The organism is Varibaculum sp. C0165D1 (genome assembly GCF_056590355.1).
This window is the reverse complement of the sequence record NZ_JBWPVY010000002.1, coordinates 63,720-76,653: the sequence shown is the minus strand read 5'-3', so window position 1 is coordinate 76,653 and position 12,934 is coordinate 63,720. Positions and strand designations below refer to the sequence as shown.

The 12,934-nt window shown below is 53.8% G+C and carries 14 protein-coding genes; 11 read left to right on the top strand and 3 right to left on the bottom strand.

The features are described 5' to 3' along the window. The 8 genes from rplB (at position 1) to AC1EKS_RS02935 (ending at position 5,276) form a co-directional block, all read left to right on the top strand. On the top strand, positions 1-837 hold the full coding sequence (rplB, locus tag AC1EKS_RS02970; RefSeq protein ID WP_481008760.1) for a 50S ribosomal protein L2: 837 nt from the start codon (positions 1-3) through the stop codon (positions 835-837). Positions 838-851: 14 nt separating this feature from the next. Beyond that, positions 852-1,133, top strand: a complete 282-nt coding sequence (rpsS, locus tag AC1EKS_RS02965; RefSeq protein WP_022864274.1) for a 30S ribosomal protein S19 — start codon at positions 852-854, stop codon at positions 1,131-1,133. A 27-nt stretch (positions 1,134-1,160) separates the two neighbouring features. Further along, complete coding sequence (gene rplV, locus AC1EKS_RS02960; RefSeq protein ID WP_285371368.1) at positions 1,161-1,529, top strand: 50S ribosomal protein L22; 369 nt, start codon at positions 1,161-1,163, stop codon at positions 1,527-1,529. Further along, the gene (gene rpsC, locus AC1EKS_RS02955; RefSeq protein ID WP_481008759.1) at positions 1,529-2,428 is read left to right on the top strand and encodes a 30S ribosomal protein S3; all 900 of its coding nucleotides are present in this window, start codon (positions 1,529-1,531) and stop codon (positions 2,426-2,428) included. Before rplV ends, rpsC begins: the two co-directional genes overlap by 1 nt. 1 nt (position 2,429) lies before the next feature. Further along, on the top strand, positions 2,430-2,849 hold the full coding sequence (rplP, locus tag AC1EKS_RS02950; RefSeq protein WP_024059446.1) for a 50S ribosomal protein L16: 420 nt from the start codon (positions 2,430-2,432) through the stop codon (positions 2,847-2,849). After that, positions 2,849-3,079 (top strand): 50S ribosomal protein L29, encoded by a 231-nt coding sequence (rpmC, locus tag AC1EKS_RS02945; protein ID WP_071128797.1) that lies wholly within the window; start codon positions 2,849-2,851, stop codon positions 3,077-3,079. Before rplP ends, rpmC begins: the two co-directional genes overlap by 1 nt. A gap of 5 nt (positions 3,080-3,084) precedes the next feature. Continuing rightward, positions 3,085-3,369 carry a 30S ribosomal protein S17 gene (gene rpsQ, locus AC1EKS_RS02940; protein WP_285371370.1) on the top strand — a complete coding sequence of 95 codons (285 nt, stop codon included), beginning with the start codon at positions 3,085-3,087 and terminating at the stop codon, positions 3,367-3,369. Positions 3,370-3,683: 314 nt separating this feature from the next. Further along, positions 3,684-5,276 (top strand): MFS transporter, encoded by a 1,593-nt coding sequence (locus AC1EKS_RS02935; RefSeq protein WP_481008758.1) that lies wholly within the window; start codon positions 3,684-3,686, stop codon positions 5,274-5,276. 292 nt (positions 5,277-5,568) lie between these two features. Here AC1EKS_RS02935 and AC1EKS_RS02930 read toward each other — a convergent pair whose 3' ends face one another. After that, positions 5,569-5,799, bottom strand: a complete 231-nt coding sequence (locus tag AC1EKS_RS02930; protein ID WP_481008757.1) for a hypothetical protein — start codon at positions 5,797-5,799, stop codon at positions 5,569-5,571. Between the two features lie 439 nt (positions 5,800-6,238). Between AC1EKS_RS02930 and AC1EKS_RS02925 the strand changes: the two genes are divergently transcribed. Further along, positions 6,239-6,997, top strand: a complete 759-nt coding sequence (locus AC1EKS_RS02925; protein ID WP_481008756.1) for an HAD-IIB family hydrolase — start codon at positions 6,239-6,241, stop codon at positions 6,995-6,997. Here the strand turns inward: AC1EKS_RS02925 and AC1EKS_RS02920 are convergent. Beyond that, positions 6,987-8,444, bottom strand: coding sequence for a hypothetical protein (locus AC1EKS_RS02920; RefSeq protein ID WP_481008755.1), 1,458 nt, complete (start codon positions 8,442-8,444; stop codon positions 6,987-6,989). The two genes, AC1EKS_RS02925 and AC1EKS_RS02920, sit on opposite strands and share 11 nt — an antisense overlap. Positions 8,445-8,680: 236 nt before the next feature. Here AC1EKS_RS02920 and AC1EKS_RS02915 point away from each other — a divergent pair, with 236 nt between their 5' ends. Together AC1EKS_RS02915 and AC1EKS_RS02910 are read left to right on the top strand one after the other, a co-directional pair. Further along, complete coding sequence (locus AC1EKS_RS02915; RefSeq protein WP_481008754.1) at positions 8,681-10,672, top strand: hypothetical protein; 1,992 nt, start codon at positions 8,681-8,683, stop codon at positions 10,670-10,672. Between the two features lie 115 nt (positions 10,673-10,787). Beyond that, positions 10,788-11,975 (top strand): ADP-ribosylglycohydrolase family protein, encoded by a 1,188-nt coding sequence (locus AC1EKS_RS02910; RefSeq protein WP_481008753.1) that lies wholly within the window; start codon positions 10,788-10,790, stop codon positions 11,973-11,975. 57 nt (positions 11,976-12,032) lie between these two features. Here the strand turns inward: AC1EKS_RS02910 and AC1EKS_RS02905 are convergent, their stop codons facing one another. Then, positions 12,033-12,881, bottom strand: coding sequence for a polysaccharide deacetylase family protein (locus AC1EKS_RS02905; protein ID WP_481008752.1), 849 nt, complete (start codon positions 12,879-12,881; stop codon positions 12,033-12,035). Positions 12,882-12,934: the final 53 nt, after the last annotated feature.

Genomic DNA, 12,934 nt, shown 5'->3' with positions numbered 1-12,934 from the left:
ATGGGTATTCGTAAATACAAGCCGACTACTCCCGGGCGTCGCTTCGCATCGGTTTCCGATTTCGCGGAAATCACTCGCGACCATCCGGAGAAGTCTCTGCTGCGTCCTATCCACAAAACCGGTGGACGTAACAACGACGGCCGTATCACTTCCCGCCGGCGTGGCGGGGGGCATAAGCGCCGTTACCGCGTGATCGATTTCCGTCGTCACGACAAAGATGGGGTGCCCGCAAAGGTTGCCCACATCGAATATGATCCGAACCGCAGCGCCAATATCGCTCTCCTGCACTATGCAGACGGCGACAAGCGTTACATCATCGCCCCTAACAAACTGCATCAGGGCGACCGCATCGAACAGGGGCCGGCTGCCGATATTAAGCCTGGCAACTGCTTGCCGCTGACCAACATTCCCTTGGGTACTGTGATTCACGCGGTGGAGATGCGTCCTGGTGGGGGAGCTAAAATCGCTCGCAGCGCGGGAGTTTCCGTGCAGCTAGTGGCGAAAGAAGGCAAATACGCCCAGCTGCGTATGCCCTCCGGTGAAATCCGTAACGTAGAGGCTGCTTGCCGCGCCACTATCGGTGAGGTTGGCAACTCTGACCACGGCAATATCACTTGGGGTAAGGCCGGACGCATCCGCTGGAAGGGGCAGCGTCCGAAGGTACGTGGTGTGGTTATGAACCCGGTTGATCACCCGCACGGTGGCGGCGAAGGCCGTACTTCCGGTGGTCGTCACCCGGTTAGCCCGTGGGGTAAGCCCGAGGGTCGTACCCGCCGTCCGAATAAGGCCAGCGATCGCCTGATTGTGCGTCGTCGCCGGACCGGCAAGAAGCGTTAGGTAGGAGATAAATCATGGCACGTAGCCTAAAGAAGGGTCCTTTCGTCGATGACCATCTGATGAAAAAAGTCGACGCTCTGAATGACGCCAATAAAAAGTCGGTTATCAAGACCTGGTCACGCCGCTCTATGATTACCCCCGATTTTATTGGGCACACAATCGCGGTACACGACGGACGCAAACACGTTCCGGTGTACGTCACCGAAAATATGGTTGGTCACAAGTTGGGCGAGTTTGCGCCCACTCGTACCTTCCGCGGACATGACAAAGACGACCGAAAGGCACGCCGTCGTTAGGCGCGCCCGAAGAGAAAGAAGGCAAAGATGGAAGGCATGGCGAAAGCGCGTTTCGTGCGCTCTACGCCGCAGAAGTCGCGTCGCGTCGTGAACTTGATTCGCGGCAAGAACGCCCTCGAGGCCTACGACATCCTGCGTTTCGCTCCTCAGGCGGTCGCAACTGATGTTCGCAAGGTGCTTCGCAGCGCAATGTACAACGCCGCCGCTCAAGCTGATCGGCCCGGCGGAAAAGATACGTTTGCGGAACTGAAAGTTTCGCGGGCGTACGTAGATGAAGGTCCCACGATGAAGCGGTTCCGGCCGCGCGCTCAAGGGCGTGCTGGCCAGATCCTCAAGCGAACCAGCCACATCACTATCGAGGTTTCTGACGGCAAACAGGAAGAGGAGAACGACTAATGGGACAAAAGGTTAGCCCCACCGGTTTTCGGTTAGGTATCACCACCGATCACCGTTCCCGCTGGTTCTCGGACTCCACTAAGCCGGGACAGCGTTACAGTGATTTCGTTGATGAAGATGTGCGCATTCGCAGGATCATGGAAAAGAGCCTGGAACGCGCCGGTATTTCCCAGATCGATATTGAACGCACCCGGGATCGGGTACGGGTCGATTTGCACACTGCCCGCCCCGGTATCGTAATAGGCCGGCGGGGCGCAGAGGCGGATCGCCTGCGTGGCGATCTGGAGAAACTCACCGGTAAGCAGGTGCAGCTGAACATTCTCGAGGTGAAGAACCCCGAGATTGATGCCCAGCTAGTGGCGCAAGGTATTGCTGAACAGCTGGCTGCTCGCGTGTCCTTTAGGCGCGCAATGCGTAAAGGTATGCAGTCGGCGCTGCGCGGGGGTGCCTTGGGCATCCGGGTGCAGTGTTCGGGCCGCCTCGGCGGGGCAGAAATGTCCCGTTCAGAGTTCTACCGTGAAGGTCGGGTGCCGTTGCACACGCTGCGCGCCCTCATCGACTACGGCTTCTATGAAGCTCACACCACTTTTGGCCGTATCGGCGTGAAAGTGTGGATCTATAAAGGCGATCTCACCGAGACCGAATTCGCTCGCAAACAGGCCGAATCTGGCGGACGCGGGGGACGCGGTGGCGCTCGTCGCGGGCGCGCAGGTCGTGAAGGCGGCCGCGGTGGACGTCGCGCAGGACGCGGTGAAGGCCGTCAAGAGGGCGCTAATCAAGCCAAGGCAGAAAAAGCTGAAGCTGCGCCCTCGGAAAATGAGGCACCCGCAGCTGAGGCTCCCGCTGAGAAGCCGGTAGCCGAGGCCGAGAAGCCGCAAGAAAACGGAACGGAGGAGTAACGTGTTAATTCCTCGTAGGACTAAATGGCGCAAACAGCATCGCCCCAATCGTAAGGGCATGGCTAAGCGCGGTACCGAACTGGCGTTCGGCGAATACGGGATTCAAGCACTCGATCACGCCTATATTACTAACCGGCAGATTGAGGCCGCTCGTATCGCGATGACACGCTACATTAAGCGTGGCGGTAAAGTGTGGATCAACATTTTCCCTGACCGTCCGCTGACCAAGAAGCCGGCCGAAACTCGTATGGGTTCCGGTAAAGGCTCTCCCGAATGGTGGGTGGCCCCGGTAAAGCCGGGTCGTGTGCTATTCGAACTGGCGGGCGTGTCCGAAGATATCGCTCGGGAAGCGATGAGCCGTGCGCAGCACAAGCTGCCGATTAAGACTCGGTTCATCAGTCGTGAAGGCGGTGATCAGTAATGGCAAAGGGCCTGAAAATGTCTGATTTGGATGTGCTGGATGAAGAACAGCTGTCCAAGAAACTAGACGAAGCTAAGACCGAGCTGTTCAATCTGCGTTTCCAACTGGCCACTGGTGCCGGTGAAGATCGCGGACAGATCGGACAGTTGCGTCGCGATATTGCCCGCATTTACACCATCGCTAGAGAGCGGGAGCTCGGTATTCGTACCGCTCCGCAGGTTGAGGAGTAGGATTCATGAGCGAAGAAACAGAGAAAACCGCTACTACAGAGCGTAATCACCGTAAGGTGCTGCAGGGCTACGTAGTGTCCGACAAAATGGACAAGACCGTAGTGGTGCAGGTGGAAGATCGTGTAAAGCACCGCTTGTACGGCAAGGTGATTAACCGCCGTAAGCGCTACAAGGTGCATGACGAGAACAACGAATGCGGCACCGGCGACTTGGTACGGATTATGGAGACTCGTCCTCTGTCCAAGACCAAGCGTTGGCGGGTTAGCGAAATCATCGAGAAAGCCAAGTAGTTTTACCGCTTTTCGAGGTAATCGTTAACGCTAGAGGACTACAAAATCCTCTGAGCTGATTCCTTTAGCTGCAAGGCGCGGGGTGAGTTTATTCGGGTATTTCCCGGGTAACTCACCCCGCGTTTTTATATTTTTTATCCCCGAGGCTGCGGTAGCGTTAGAAGAAGCAGGAAAATGGGATAAAGTAGCCAAGATAAAGGGCTTCATCACCTACAATATGTAGGCTTTACCTACTAAAAGAGGAAGCTAGATCATTGGAAATAAATAGGGAAAAAACTCCTCTGAATGGGTTGAGTAAAGAAAAACTTCAGCAGATGGTGCAGGAAACTCCACCGTCTGGTAAGCGCTATCAAGTTATTGCGGTGACCGCGGTCGCCACTTTGGGTTCGCTGTTGTTCGGGTATGACACGGGGGTTATCTCCGGAGCTTTACCCTATATGTATATGCCCGAGGGCGCGGGCGGCATGGGAATTACCCCGCTGCAAGAGGGTGCGATTGGTGGCATTCTCACGCTGGGGGCAGCTTTCGGTGCGCTATTTGGAGGACGCCTCTCTGACCGTTACGGCCGCCGTCACAACCTGATTTTGCTGGCTATCCTATTTATAATCGGCGCTCTTGGAAATGCTTTTGCCCCCAATATCTGGGTAATGTATCCGTTCCGCCTGATCTTGGGGATGGCAGTCGGTGGTTCCTCGGCTACGGTGCCGGTATTTCTGGCGGAAACCGCACCTAAGCGCATCCGCGGCACTGTGGTCGCCGCTGATCAGCTGATGATTGTGTTTGGGCAGCTATTAGCCTTCTCGATGAATGCGATTATCAACTTGGCTCACGGCGGTCCGCAGGTAACCGTGAAAACCGATCCAAGCGGGGTAGTGGGGGCCGGAGTCTACTCTTGGGATGCTTTGAACCAGATGGTTTCTAACCATCTGAACAATGCTGATGCCCAAGTGGTGCATGAGTTCATCTCCAATATGACCGTGTCTGCTGGTAATGGTGCAGCCTGGCGCTGGATGCTGGTTCTTTGTTCGCTTCCGGCAGTTGCCCTGTGGTTGGGGATGCACCTGATGCCGGAATCTTCCCGCTGGTACGTATTGCAGCAGGAAGTGTACGCGGCTATCGGTTCTCTCAAGCGGGTACGAGATCCCCAAAAAGATGGTGATCTCACCGAGGAATTGAACGAGATAATTGCGGCTCGTCAGAGCCTAGAGCGCGGCAAAAAAGGAACCTTCCGAGAGGTGATGAGCACTCCCTGGCTGCGGAAGCTAATGTTCGTGGGAATTTTCCTGGCGATTGTCAACCAGACCACCGGGGTGAATACGGTTATGTATTACGCTCCGAAAGTCTTGAATATTGCGGGGATGGGAACTTCTGCCGCGATTACTGCCCATGTAGCTAACGGAGTGATGAGCGTAGTGGGGGCGGCATTCGGTTTAATCCTGATGGCCAAGTTTCGACGGCGCACCATTTTGATCTGGGACGTGAGCCTGGTCGGGTTTATTCTGATCGGAATCGCCTTGATATTCCAGTTTGTAATCGCTCCGCATAGTTCACACGCCGAGGTGCCGGTTTGGGCCAGCTACCTGGTGTTGGCCATGATGGCACTATTCATGCTGGTGGTGCAGTCTTCTAACGGCACTGTGGTATGGACTATGCTGGGTGAAATGTTCCCGGCGAATGTGCGGGGGATTATGAACGGGACTGCCATTTTTTGTATGTGGATTATGAACGCCATCATTACCTGGACGTTCCCCCCGATGATTGCCGCTCTAGGAGGAGCGACAACTTACGCGCTGTATGGGCTGTTAAATCTGATCATTGCGGTGGTGCTGTTCAAGATAATGCCGGAAACTTCTGGGCGTTCCTTGGAGGAAATCGAATCCTATATGCAGCACATTTACAGTAAGTAACTTAGAAATCGGTACTCAATGCTGTAAATCTGCCTCTAAATAACCGATGTGTGGGGCGAGTGTTTGCAATTGCAAGTGGGGCGGATGGAAATCCATCCGCCCCACTATCTAACAGTCTTGAGAGAGTCTGCCTAGCTCTGAAGCTGTTCTAAGCTGCTTGCATGTTTGCAAATCGCAACCTGTCAAGCAGCTTACAGCCCTGTTTATACTCAGCTTGGCGAGACTTGGTGCGTCGCTGGTGACGACTCCTATTTAATTTTATGGACAACTAAAAGCTGGTTGTGGCCTAAAGTTACTTGTCTTTGCCCTGGAAGTAACGTAGCGACCACACAAGACCGACGGTGCTGCCAACGGCAAGTAATCCACCTAAAACTGTGGTGATCATGTAGCCGGCGATAATGCCGACCAAGGCAATCCCTACGCCTGAAATCAATAATGCAATGAAGTTGATAGCAGCAACGGTTTTGGGGTCTTCTAGCTGAGTAGAAGCCATCGGAAGCGAAGGTGCAATGAAAGTAGCCATTTTTATTTTCTCTCTTTCTGTTCTTACGATTCGAAAAATCCGGTGAGACTTTCCGTTTCGTGGAAACGTTTACATATTCACTATAGGGGCGGATTTCGGTTAGAGTCAATGCTTAGGTAATAAATATGAGAACCCCGGCCTCTTTTCTGGCCAAAAATGAGGTAAAATGCCTGGTAGATAGGGGACGTTTTAGATTAAAATCGCTTTTGTGAAAACGATTACAGAGCTATAAAAAACCATTGCAGGGATACTGTTTAACTGGTTTTTCAGGGTCTATCCCCAGAAGATAGTTGCGTGCAGGGCGAGGGTATCGGTTTTTCTGCAGGGCCCATATAAGAGACTGGACCCAAGTTTTCGCGGGGAAATCAGTCTTCCTCTAGCTTTTAGCCTTACAATGGCTGCTTGACTACCTTGCGAAACTGCGGCAGAAAGGCGAAGAGTGGGCGCGATAAAGGCGATGGTTTTTGATCTCGATGGCACCCTGACCCCCTCTAAACAGGAGATGGAACCCGAAATGGCAAGGGTATTTGCGCGTCTTACTCGATCTTTGCCCACGGGAGTAATTAGTGGAGGATCCTTTCAGCAGTTTTCCCGCCAGCTCTTAGCCCCTCTAGACCTGCATAATCTTAGGCCTCAAAATCTACATTTGATGCCCACCTGCGGGACTCGTTACTACCGGTTTGTCGATGGTACTTGGCAGGCAAAATACGTCCTCGACATGGATCCAGCTCTAGCTAAGAGGGCGGAAAAAGTGATTGCAGAAGTCGCTCGCACTTTCGGTTATTGGTGTGAGAATCCGGTGGGCGAGATCATTGAAAATCGCGGTTCGCAACTTACCTACTCTGCTTTGGGGCAGCAGGCGGGTAAAGCAGAAAAAGATGCCTGGGATCCCAGCGGGGTTAAGCGGGCTAAGCTAGCCGCTCGCGCCGCAGAGCTCCTTCCAGAGCTAACGGTGCTTTCCGGGGGATCCACTTCCGTGGATATCACCATGCGCGGTATTGATAAAGCCTACGGGGTGGAAAAGTTCCTGGCGCAAACTACCTTGGAACCTGCCCAAGTTATATTTGTAGGAGACCGTCTGGACCCGGATGGAAACGACTATCCGGCGGTGCGTACTGGTGTGCAGACCCGCGCGACTTCCGGGCCGGAGCAGACCCAAGAGATTATCGCGCAGGTACTGGCCACCGTTAACAGTTAACGCGGATCGGACGGTTGTCGATTACGTTCTTGCGAATCCGCCAACCCGCGATTACCAGTGCAATCGCCAAAAGAGCCACCGAGCCACCGACGGTACCGGTACTGGCCAGAGCCGGACTATTGCTGGAGGTTGCTGGCTTAGCAGCCGCCTTCGCTGGCAATGTTTTGTGCGAGTTGGCGGTAGTCGCCTGGGGCCCCACCGACGCTTCGTTCTGAGACTTAGCGGCTTGGGAATCCGATTTTGGCTGGGCTTGTTTTTCTTTCTGGGCGGCTGCAGCGCGTGCTTGCTCAGCCGCGGCTGCAGCTTTCTTTGCTTCTGCAGCCTGGGCAGCCTGTTGAGCTGCTTCCGCTGCGGCCTTTGCTGCCTGTTGTGCTTTTTCTTGCTCGGCGGCCTTCACAGCGGCGTTTTGAGCGGCCGCAGCCTGGGAGCTATCGGCAGGTTTGGAAGTGTTAGCCGACTGGCGGCTGGCAGTAGCCTGAGAGTTTGAAGTTGTAGCAGTGCGGGAGGAGCTAGAGCTCGCCGTGCCTACCTTTTGAGCGGCGTTAGCGTTGCTGCTGGTAGCTCGAGGGGTGTTAGGAACCTCTTTGGCGGCTTGGGCTTTAGTGCTGTTAGAGCTACCGGTGTACCCGCCCTTGGGAACGGTAACTTTCTTCGTAGGGGGAGCTGCGGGGCTCGAGCCGCGCGGATTGCCGAACCAGTTCTTGTAAATGGTAAAGAAGTTGTAGTTTCCGTCAGAAGAACATTTATCGGACTTTCCGGAAAGCAAAGCTTGATTGGGCTGGTAAGGCGTGTAATTGTAGAGCGATGCGGTCGCTTGGTTTTCCAGTTTTACTTTGGAAGCGCCGCAACCGTCTTGATAAGAAAATGGGATACTGGTGGTTATGCCGGCCCGGAAGCTATAGTTCCCAGACTTGATACGGTAGCGCTGGAACTGATGTGCTGCCTGATAAATTTGGTTCTGTACCCCGTAATATGCCTGATTGCACGGTTTTCCATCCGGGCATCCGTAACCGGTAAGTTTGTTTTGTTTAGCAGTCGTTAAGTTCTGCGTAATTCCGGCCTGTTCCTTTTGAATGGTCACCAATAATACTTTGGGGCTAATCTGGCAGGCCTGGGAGACTTTGTAGATAACCTGTGAAACTGGCTCATTTTTTGCGCCCCGATAGCTACCTTTACAGAACGTGTCCGCTTGGAAGGATCTAGTGTTTAGGCGGATGTTTTTTAGGCATCCATTTCCGCGGCATGCTGCCCCTTGGGTATTCAGGAATTTTTGAATCTCCGCCGCAGACATGGAGGGGGTCGACTGGTACATATTGGCATCAGAAATAATGTTTCCCGCCCGGAAACCGCTTTCACCAAATGCGGATGACAGGGGAATCAATAGTATCGCTAGGGACATGGCGAGAATGCCGGCTGCTATTTTAAAACTGTTTTTCTTACTAACCATTGGGACCATCTTGTTGTGTAAGTTGCGAGTGTTGCATATGTTTCTATTGTGATTAAAGTATATTTCGGCTAATTTGTCCAGCCGTTTTGTAAAAAATGGGCTATTACTTTCGAAAAAAATCGACTTATTTAGGGGATACGCCCGGGAAATTGTCCCCAAGGGCAAGCCGCTACCGAATGCCCTGAAAAGATTTTTCGGATCTCGCTTTGCCGGTTTCCACGGTGGAATCTGAGAATATGAAAACAGCAAAAAACCGCGGTAACCCTTCCGCAAGAAATAATCAGATCACCGGTTCCTCCTCAAGGATTAGTCCTCGACGTCGGCAGCGAGCCCAGAGACGAAAACACCTCAGCCTCATCGGGTTAGCTGCCGCCATCGCCATAATGACTTCAGCGATGGTTTTTACCGATCAAGACACCTCCCAAGCCGCAGGGCCCGGAGCGGCTTGGAAAAACTATGGAAACTCCAAAATAGAGTTAAATGCTCGTAAATCTACAGATGGTAGCAAAGTGGCCGTCTGTGCCACTGATCGTCAGATTAACTCTCCGCGCAACAAGTGGATTAACTACCAGGGGAGACGAGTAATCGGTGCGGGGCAAGCATATCGATCTAACGGAGCTACCTTTGAAGTTAAAGACAAAGCAAAAGGAACGACTGTAGTATTTCCGGCAGCGCAAGAATACCGAGTAGCTTACCTAGCCGGACAACTTCGCGGTGCCATTGATAAAGGAGACCCTGAACTGGGGGCTACCGTATATGCAATTCATTCGTTATCGGGGCGTCTAACCCCCAAACAAAAGCCCTCCGCCCAGATCAAGCGCCGGGCCCAACAGCTCTTGAATCAGGCCGCTGCCTATGCGGGCCCCTACCGAATGGGGGCACCAGAAATAAAAACTAATCCGGGAACAACCCAAGGGACTCTGCGCTTGCCGGTACTCCAAAGCGCGGCTGGTCGCCCAATGAGCGGTCTGCGCGAAAACATTACCTTATCGGGGCCGGCGCATTTTTCCAGTAAGGGCCAGCCTAAAACCCTAACCGCTTCTTCCGCGAGCGGGGTTAAAGAGCTCCCGATCGAGGTAACCGGCCCCGGTAAAGTTAGCGCCCAGGTCCAGGTGGCAGGGCTACCGCCGGTTAGTTATGAAATTTGGGAACACGCGCGGTGGCAGGATTTGCTGATCGCCGGGCCTAAATCGCAAATAGCTGCCAGCACCGCAACCAATGTGGAACCGCGTCAATTCTTCGCAGTAAAAACGCAGACACAATCACAAATGAAACCGCTAACACAGGGAGCGGAACTAACCGACTCCATATTGGTGAAACCGGAAGAAAAGTGGGGTAAAAATACCGGAAAAGACACCTGGCAAACCGTGATGATCGACCTGTCGGTTTACGGACCGTTTAGCTCAGCTCGCGGCCCGGGACAGATCCCGGCAGAGTCCCAGCCATTAAAAACTTGGCAGCTCGGCGCAACCCCCAAAAATGCGGAAGAGGCCGAAAATGGGGTCACTATCTCTAACGAAACCGATCCCTATAAAATAGACAAGCCCGGTTTCTATACCTTCGTAGCTGCCGCTTATCGCACCTCCCAGCCGGAAGGTACCTACTTAAAAACTGATTATGTACCCGACTTCTTCGAGGAAGCGGAGACTCAAGTGTTGCCGTTTACCCCCGGGGTAAAAACACAGGCAAAAGTAGTAGCAGATAAAGAGAGCAAAATACTGACCGACCAGGTGGAGCTGAATGGATTCCCTGACGACCATCCAGAGTTTGGCGGTAGTGGTAAATGGAAAACCGACGAGCAGATAGTACATAACGACCTTTACTGTTTGCCCCAACCTATTAAAGATCAAGATGCGCAGGGGATAGAACCCTTAGCTAGGGTTGAACTACCAGCTAAGAACGGAACTTATACCGTAGATAAAGACAAAGACGGGAACCCTCTCAGCCTAGACCGGTTGAACTGTAAAGACACCTACGTGTTCGTCACCACCTATCAGGGGGACTCGCGGACGCAGGCTTTTCGAAGTTCGGAGACGGAAATTGATGAACAATATGCCCTCCCAAAGACACCTCCTCCCCCTACCTCACCTAATAATCCTCCTTCGCCACCGCAGGTGCCGACGGTACTGTCTGCCACCGGCGCCAGCACTTCTGCTCCGCTGGCGGTAGGGTTAATAGCTTTAGGATGCGGGGGACTGTTAGTTTCTCATCGGGCTCGCCGCAAGTGAGATTGCTCGCTGACAAAGACAAATAGTTTTTCTCACCCCTGGCTAGGGCCCTAACCACGCGCTCTAGCCAGGGGAATCTCGCCTATCGGGTGGCAGGTGCATTAGAGTTGAAAGGGTGGCTGATGCACGCGAAATAAACCCGGAACGCGCCGCGCAACCAAATGATTTGGTCCGGCGCGGTGGACAAGCACCCCTAGCGATCATGGCGGATCGGGCTAGCGGCGTCCTAGTGGGGCAAACCTGCGGTAATGTGCTCGGGGTTGGCTACGAGTTTAGAACTCCTCCTTTAGAGGGAACTCCGCGAATGCTGGGAGCTGCGGGACGGTTGCGGCCAGGGGAATGGTCGGAAGCAACCCAGCTGGGGATCTGCTTAGCGGAAGTAGCGGTCACCGGAATTGATTTAACCACCGAAGAAGGACTAGATGCGATTGCTGCGCGTTATTTGGCCTGGTATCGGGGAGGAACTCGCAAAGTAGATGCTCCCACCCGGGTGGTACTAGAAACCACCGGCAATGACATCTCCAATATGAACCCCGCCCGAAAAATGCGTTCCGCCGCCGCCTATTTTCATATGCGTACCCGCCGCACCAGCGGAGCGGGTCCGCTTAGCCGCTGCGCTATTTTGGGGCTCACCCGGATAAAAGATCCCCAGTGGACAGCAGAATCAGTGCGGGCAGTAACCGAACTTACTCATGTGGATCCTTTAGCCAGCGAAGCAGCAGTAATCTATGCGGAAGCGATTCGGCGCGCCGTCACCGACCCGCTCCCGGCTGATGAGTCCTGGGCAAGCCGGATAAATCTGGGTAGCGGAATAGCTCTGCTCGCGCCCTCCCGCCGTGAACAATGGCGCGAGTGGTTACAGCAGGCTGAGGAAACCTACTTCAAACCGCCACGTGATAACACTGATGCGGTTACCGCCCTGCAAGCAGTGGTGGGAATCTTACGAGCCGTGAAAATCGAGCATTCAGAGATCCCCTTAAGTGGACAAGATGCCTTCCGACGTGCCATTTCCCTCGCGGTGCAGTTGGGAGGAGCAACCGAGACTATCGCGGGGCTAGTGGGGGCGTTATTTGCAGCCGGAATTGGGTTCGCACAAATCCCCACCGATCTGCAAAGCAGATTGCACGGTTGGCCGGGACTGCAAACCGACGCTCTCGCCGAGATGGGGTTAGGAACCGCCTTAGCCGGGGTAGTGGGCACCCACGGAATGGCCCGGATGATTGCTTCGGCGTCCTCCTTGAATGACCTGATTACCGCGCATCCGGATGCGGAACTAGATACAATGACCACCCCGGAGCCCTAAAGGTCAGGGAATAAAAACTCTCAACCGGAATCGCGAGGAAACCTGGGGGAACCGCGTTTAATCTCCCCGAACCATATTCTGATCAAAATAAATCTTGCCGGGAGTTAGCGATCCCCCAAACAACTCCGGGACCGTAACCATGGTGTATCCCTGGGAATGCAAATACTTGATAACCGCGGGCACTGCCTGAACGCTGGTGCGGTGAATATCGTGCATCAAAATGATAGAACCCGGTTTGGTTTCCTTTTGTACTGCTGCCAACACTGCATTCGGGTCCCGATGTTTCCAGTCCAAAGTATCGACATCCCAAATCACCGCCGCTTGGTTCAAGGATTTCAAAATGGAAATGACCCGGGGATTATAAGCCCCGTAGGGGGGGCGAGTAAAGGTAACCTGCGCATCCGGGGCAGCCTTTTTAATCGCATCTACTGTGCTAGTGATTTCACTGGCTACTTTGTCGTCAGAAAGCTTTCTCAAGTCCGGGTGATTCCAGGTATGAGCCCCCAGAGCGTGCCCCTCTTTGAATTCCCGCGCCACCGAATCGGGATAGGTAGCAGCCATCTTGCCCACCAATAGGAAAGTGGCCGGAACATTTTCTGCCTTTAAAGTATCCAAGAGCTGGGGAGTGTCGGGTCCGGGACCATCGTCGAAAGTTAGCGCCACGCACTTTTCCTTGGTGCAGTCAACTGCCGGCCGGGTAGGGGTGGGAGTGGTGGTGCTGGGAGTAGCCTTGGGAGTCTTGGCTTTAGCGGGAGTAGTTTTAGTTTGCGTGGCCGAAGCTGCGGCTTTCGGGGCTGCAGAATTTCTAGTTGCCGCGTAAGCGACCACAATAGCCGAACATAGTAAGGCGACCCCCACTATTACCCCGATGATTACTTTGAGGTTACGACGACGAGACGAGCTCATGACTTTCTCCCACTTAGAAACAGGTTACTAGGATATCTTAACCCGTATTTTTG

Coding starts and splice junctions, on each gene's coding strand:
- rplB (WP_481008760.1), top strand. CDS start 1: ATGGGTATTCGTAAATACAAGCCGACTACTCCCGGGCGTCGCTTCGCA.
- AC1EKS_RS02905 (WP_481008752.1), bottom strand. CDS start 12,881: ATGAGCTCGTCTCGTCGTCGTAACCTCAAAGTAATCATCGGGGTAATA.
- AC1EKS_RS02935 (WP_481008758.1), top strand. CDS start 3,684: ATGGTGCAGGAAACTCCACCGTCTGGTAAGCGCTATCAAGTTATTGCG.
- AC1EKS_RS02915 (WP_481008754.1), top strand. CDS start 8,681: ATGAAAACAGCAAAAAACCGCGGTAACCCTTCCGCAAGAAATAATCAG.
- rpsS (WP_022864274.1), top strand. CDS start 852: ATGGCACGTAGCCTAAAGAAGGGTCCTTTCGTCGATGACCATCTGATG.
- rpmC (WP_071128797.1), top strand. CDS start 2,849: ATGGCAAAGGGCCTGAAAATGTCTGATTTGGATGTGCTGGATGAAGAA.
- AC1EKS_RS02930 (WP_481008757.1), bottom strand. CDS start 5,799: ATGGCTACTTTCATTGCACCTTCGCTTCCGATGGCTTCTACTCAGCTA.
- rpsC (WP_481008759.1), top strand. CDS start 1,529: ATGGGACAAAAGGTTAGCCCCACCGGTTTTCGGTTAGGTATCACCACC.
- rpsQ (WP_285371370.1), top strand. CDS start 3,085: ATGAGCGAAGAAACAGAGAAAACCGCTACTACAGAGCGTAATCACCGT.
- rplV (WP_285371368.1), top strand. CDS start 1,161: ATGGAAGGCATGGCGAAAGCGCGTTTCGTGCGCTCTACGCCGCAGAAG.
- AC1EKS_RS02920 (WP_481008755.1), bottom strand. CDS start 8,444: ATGGTTAGTAAGAAAAACAGTTTTAAAATAGCAGCCGGCATTCTCGCC.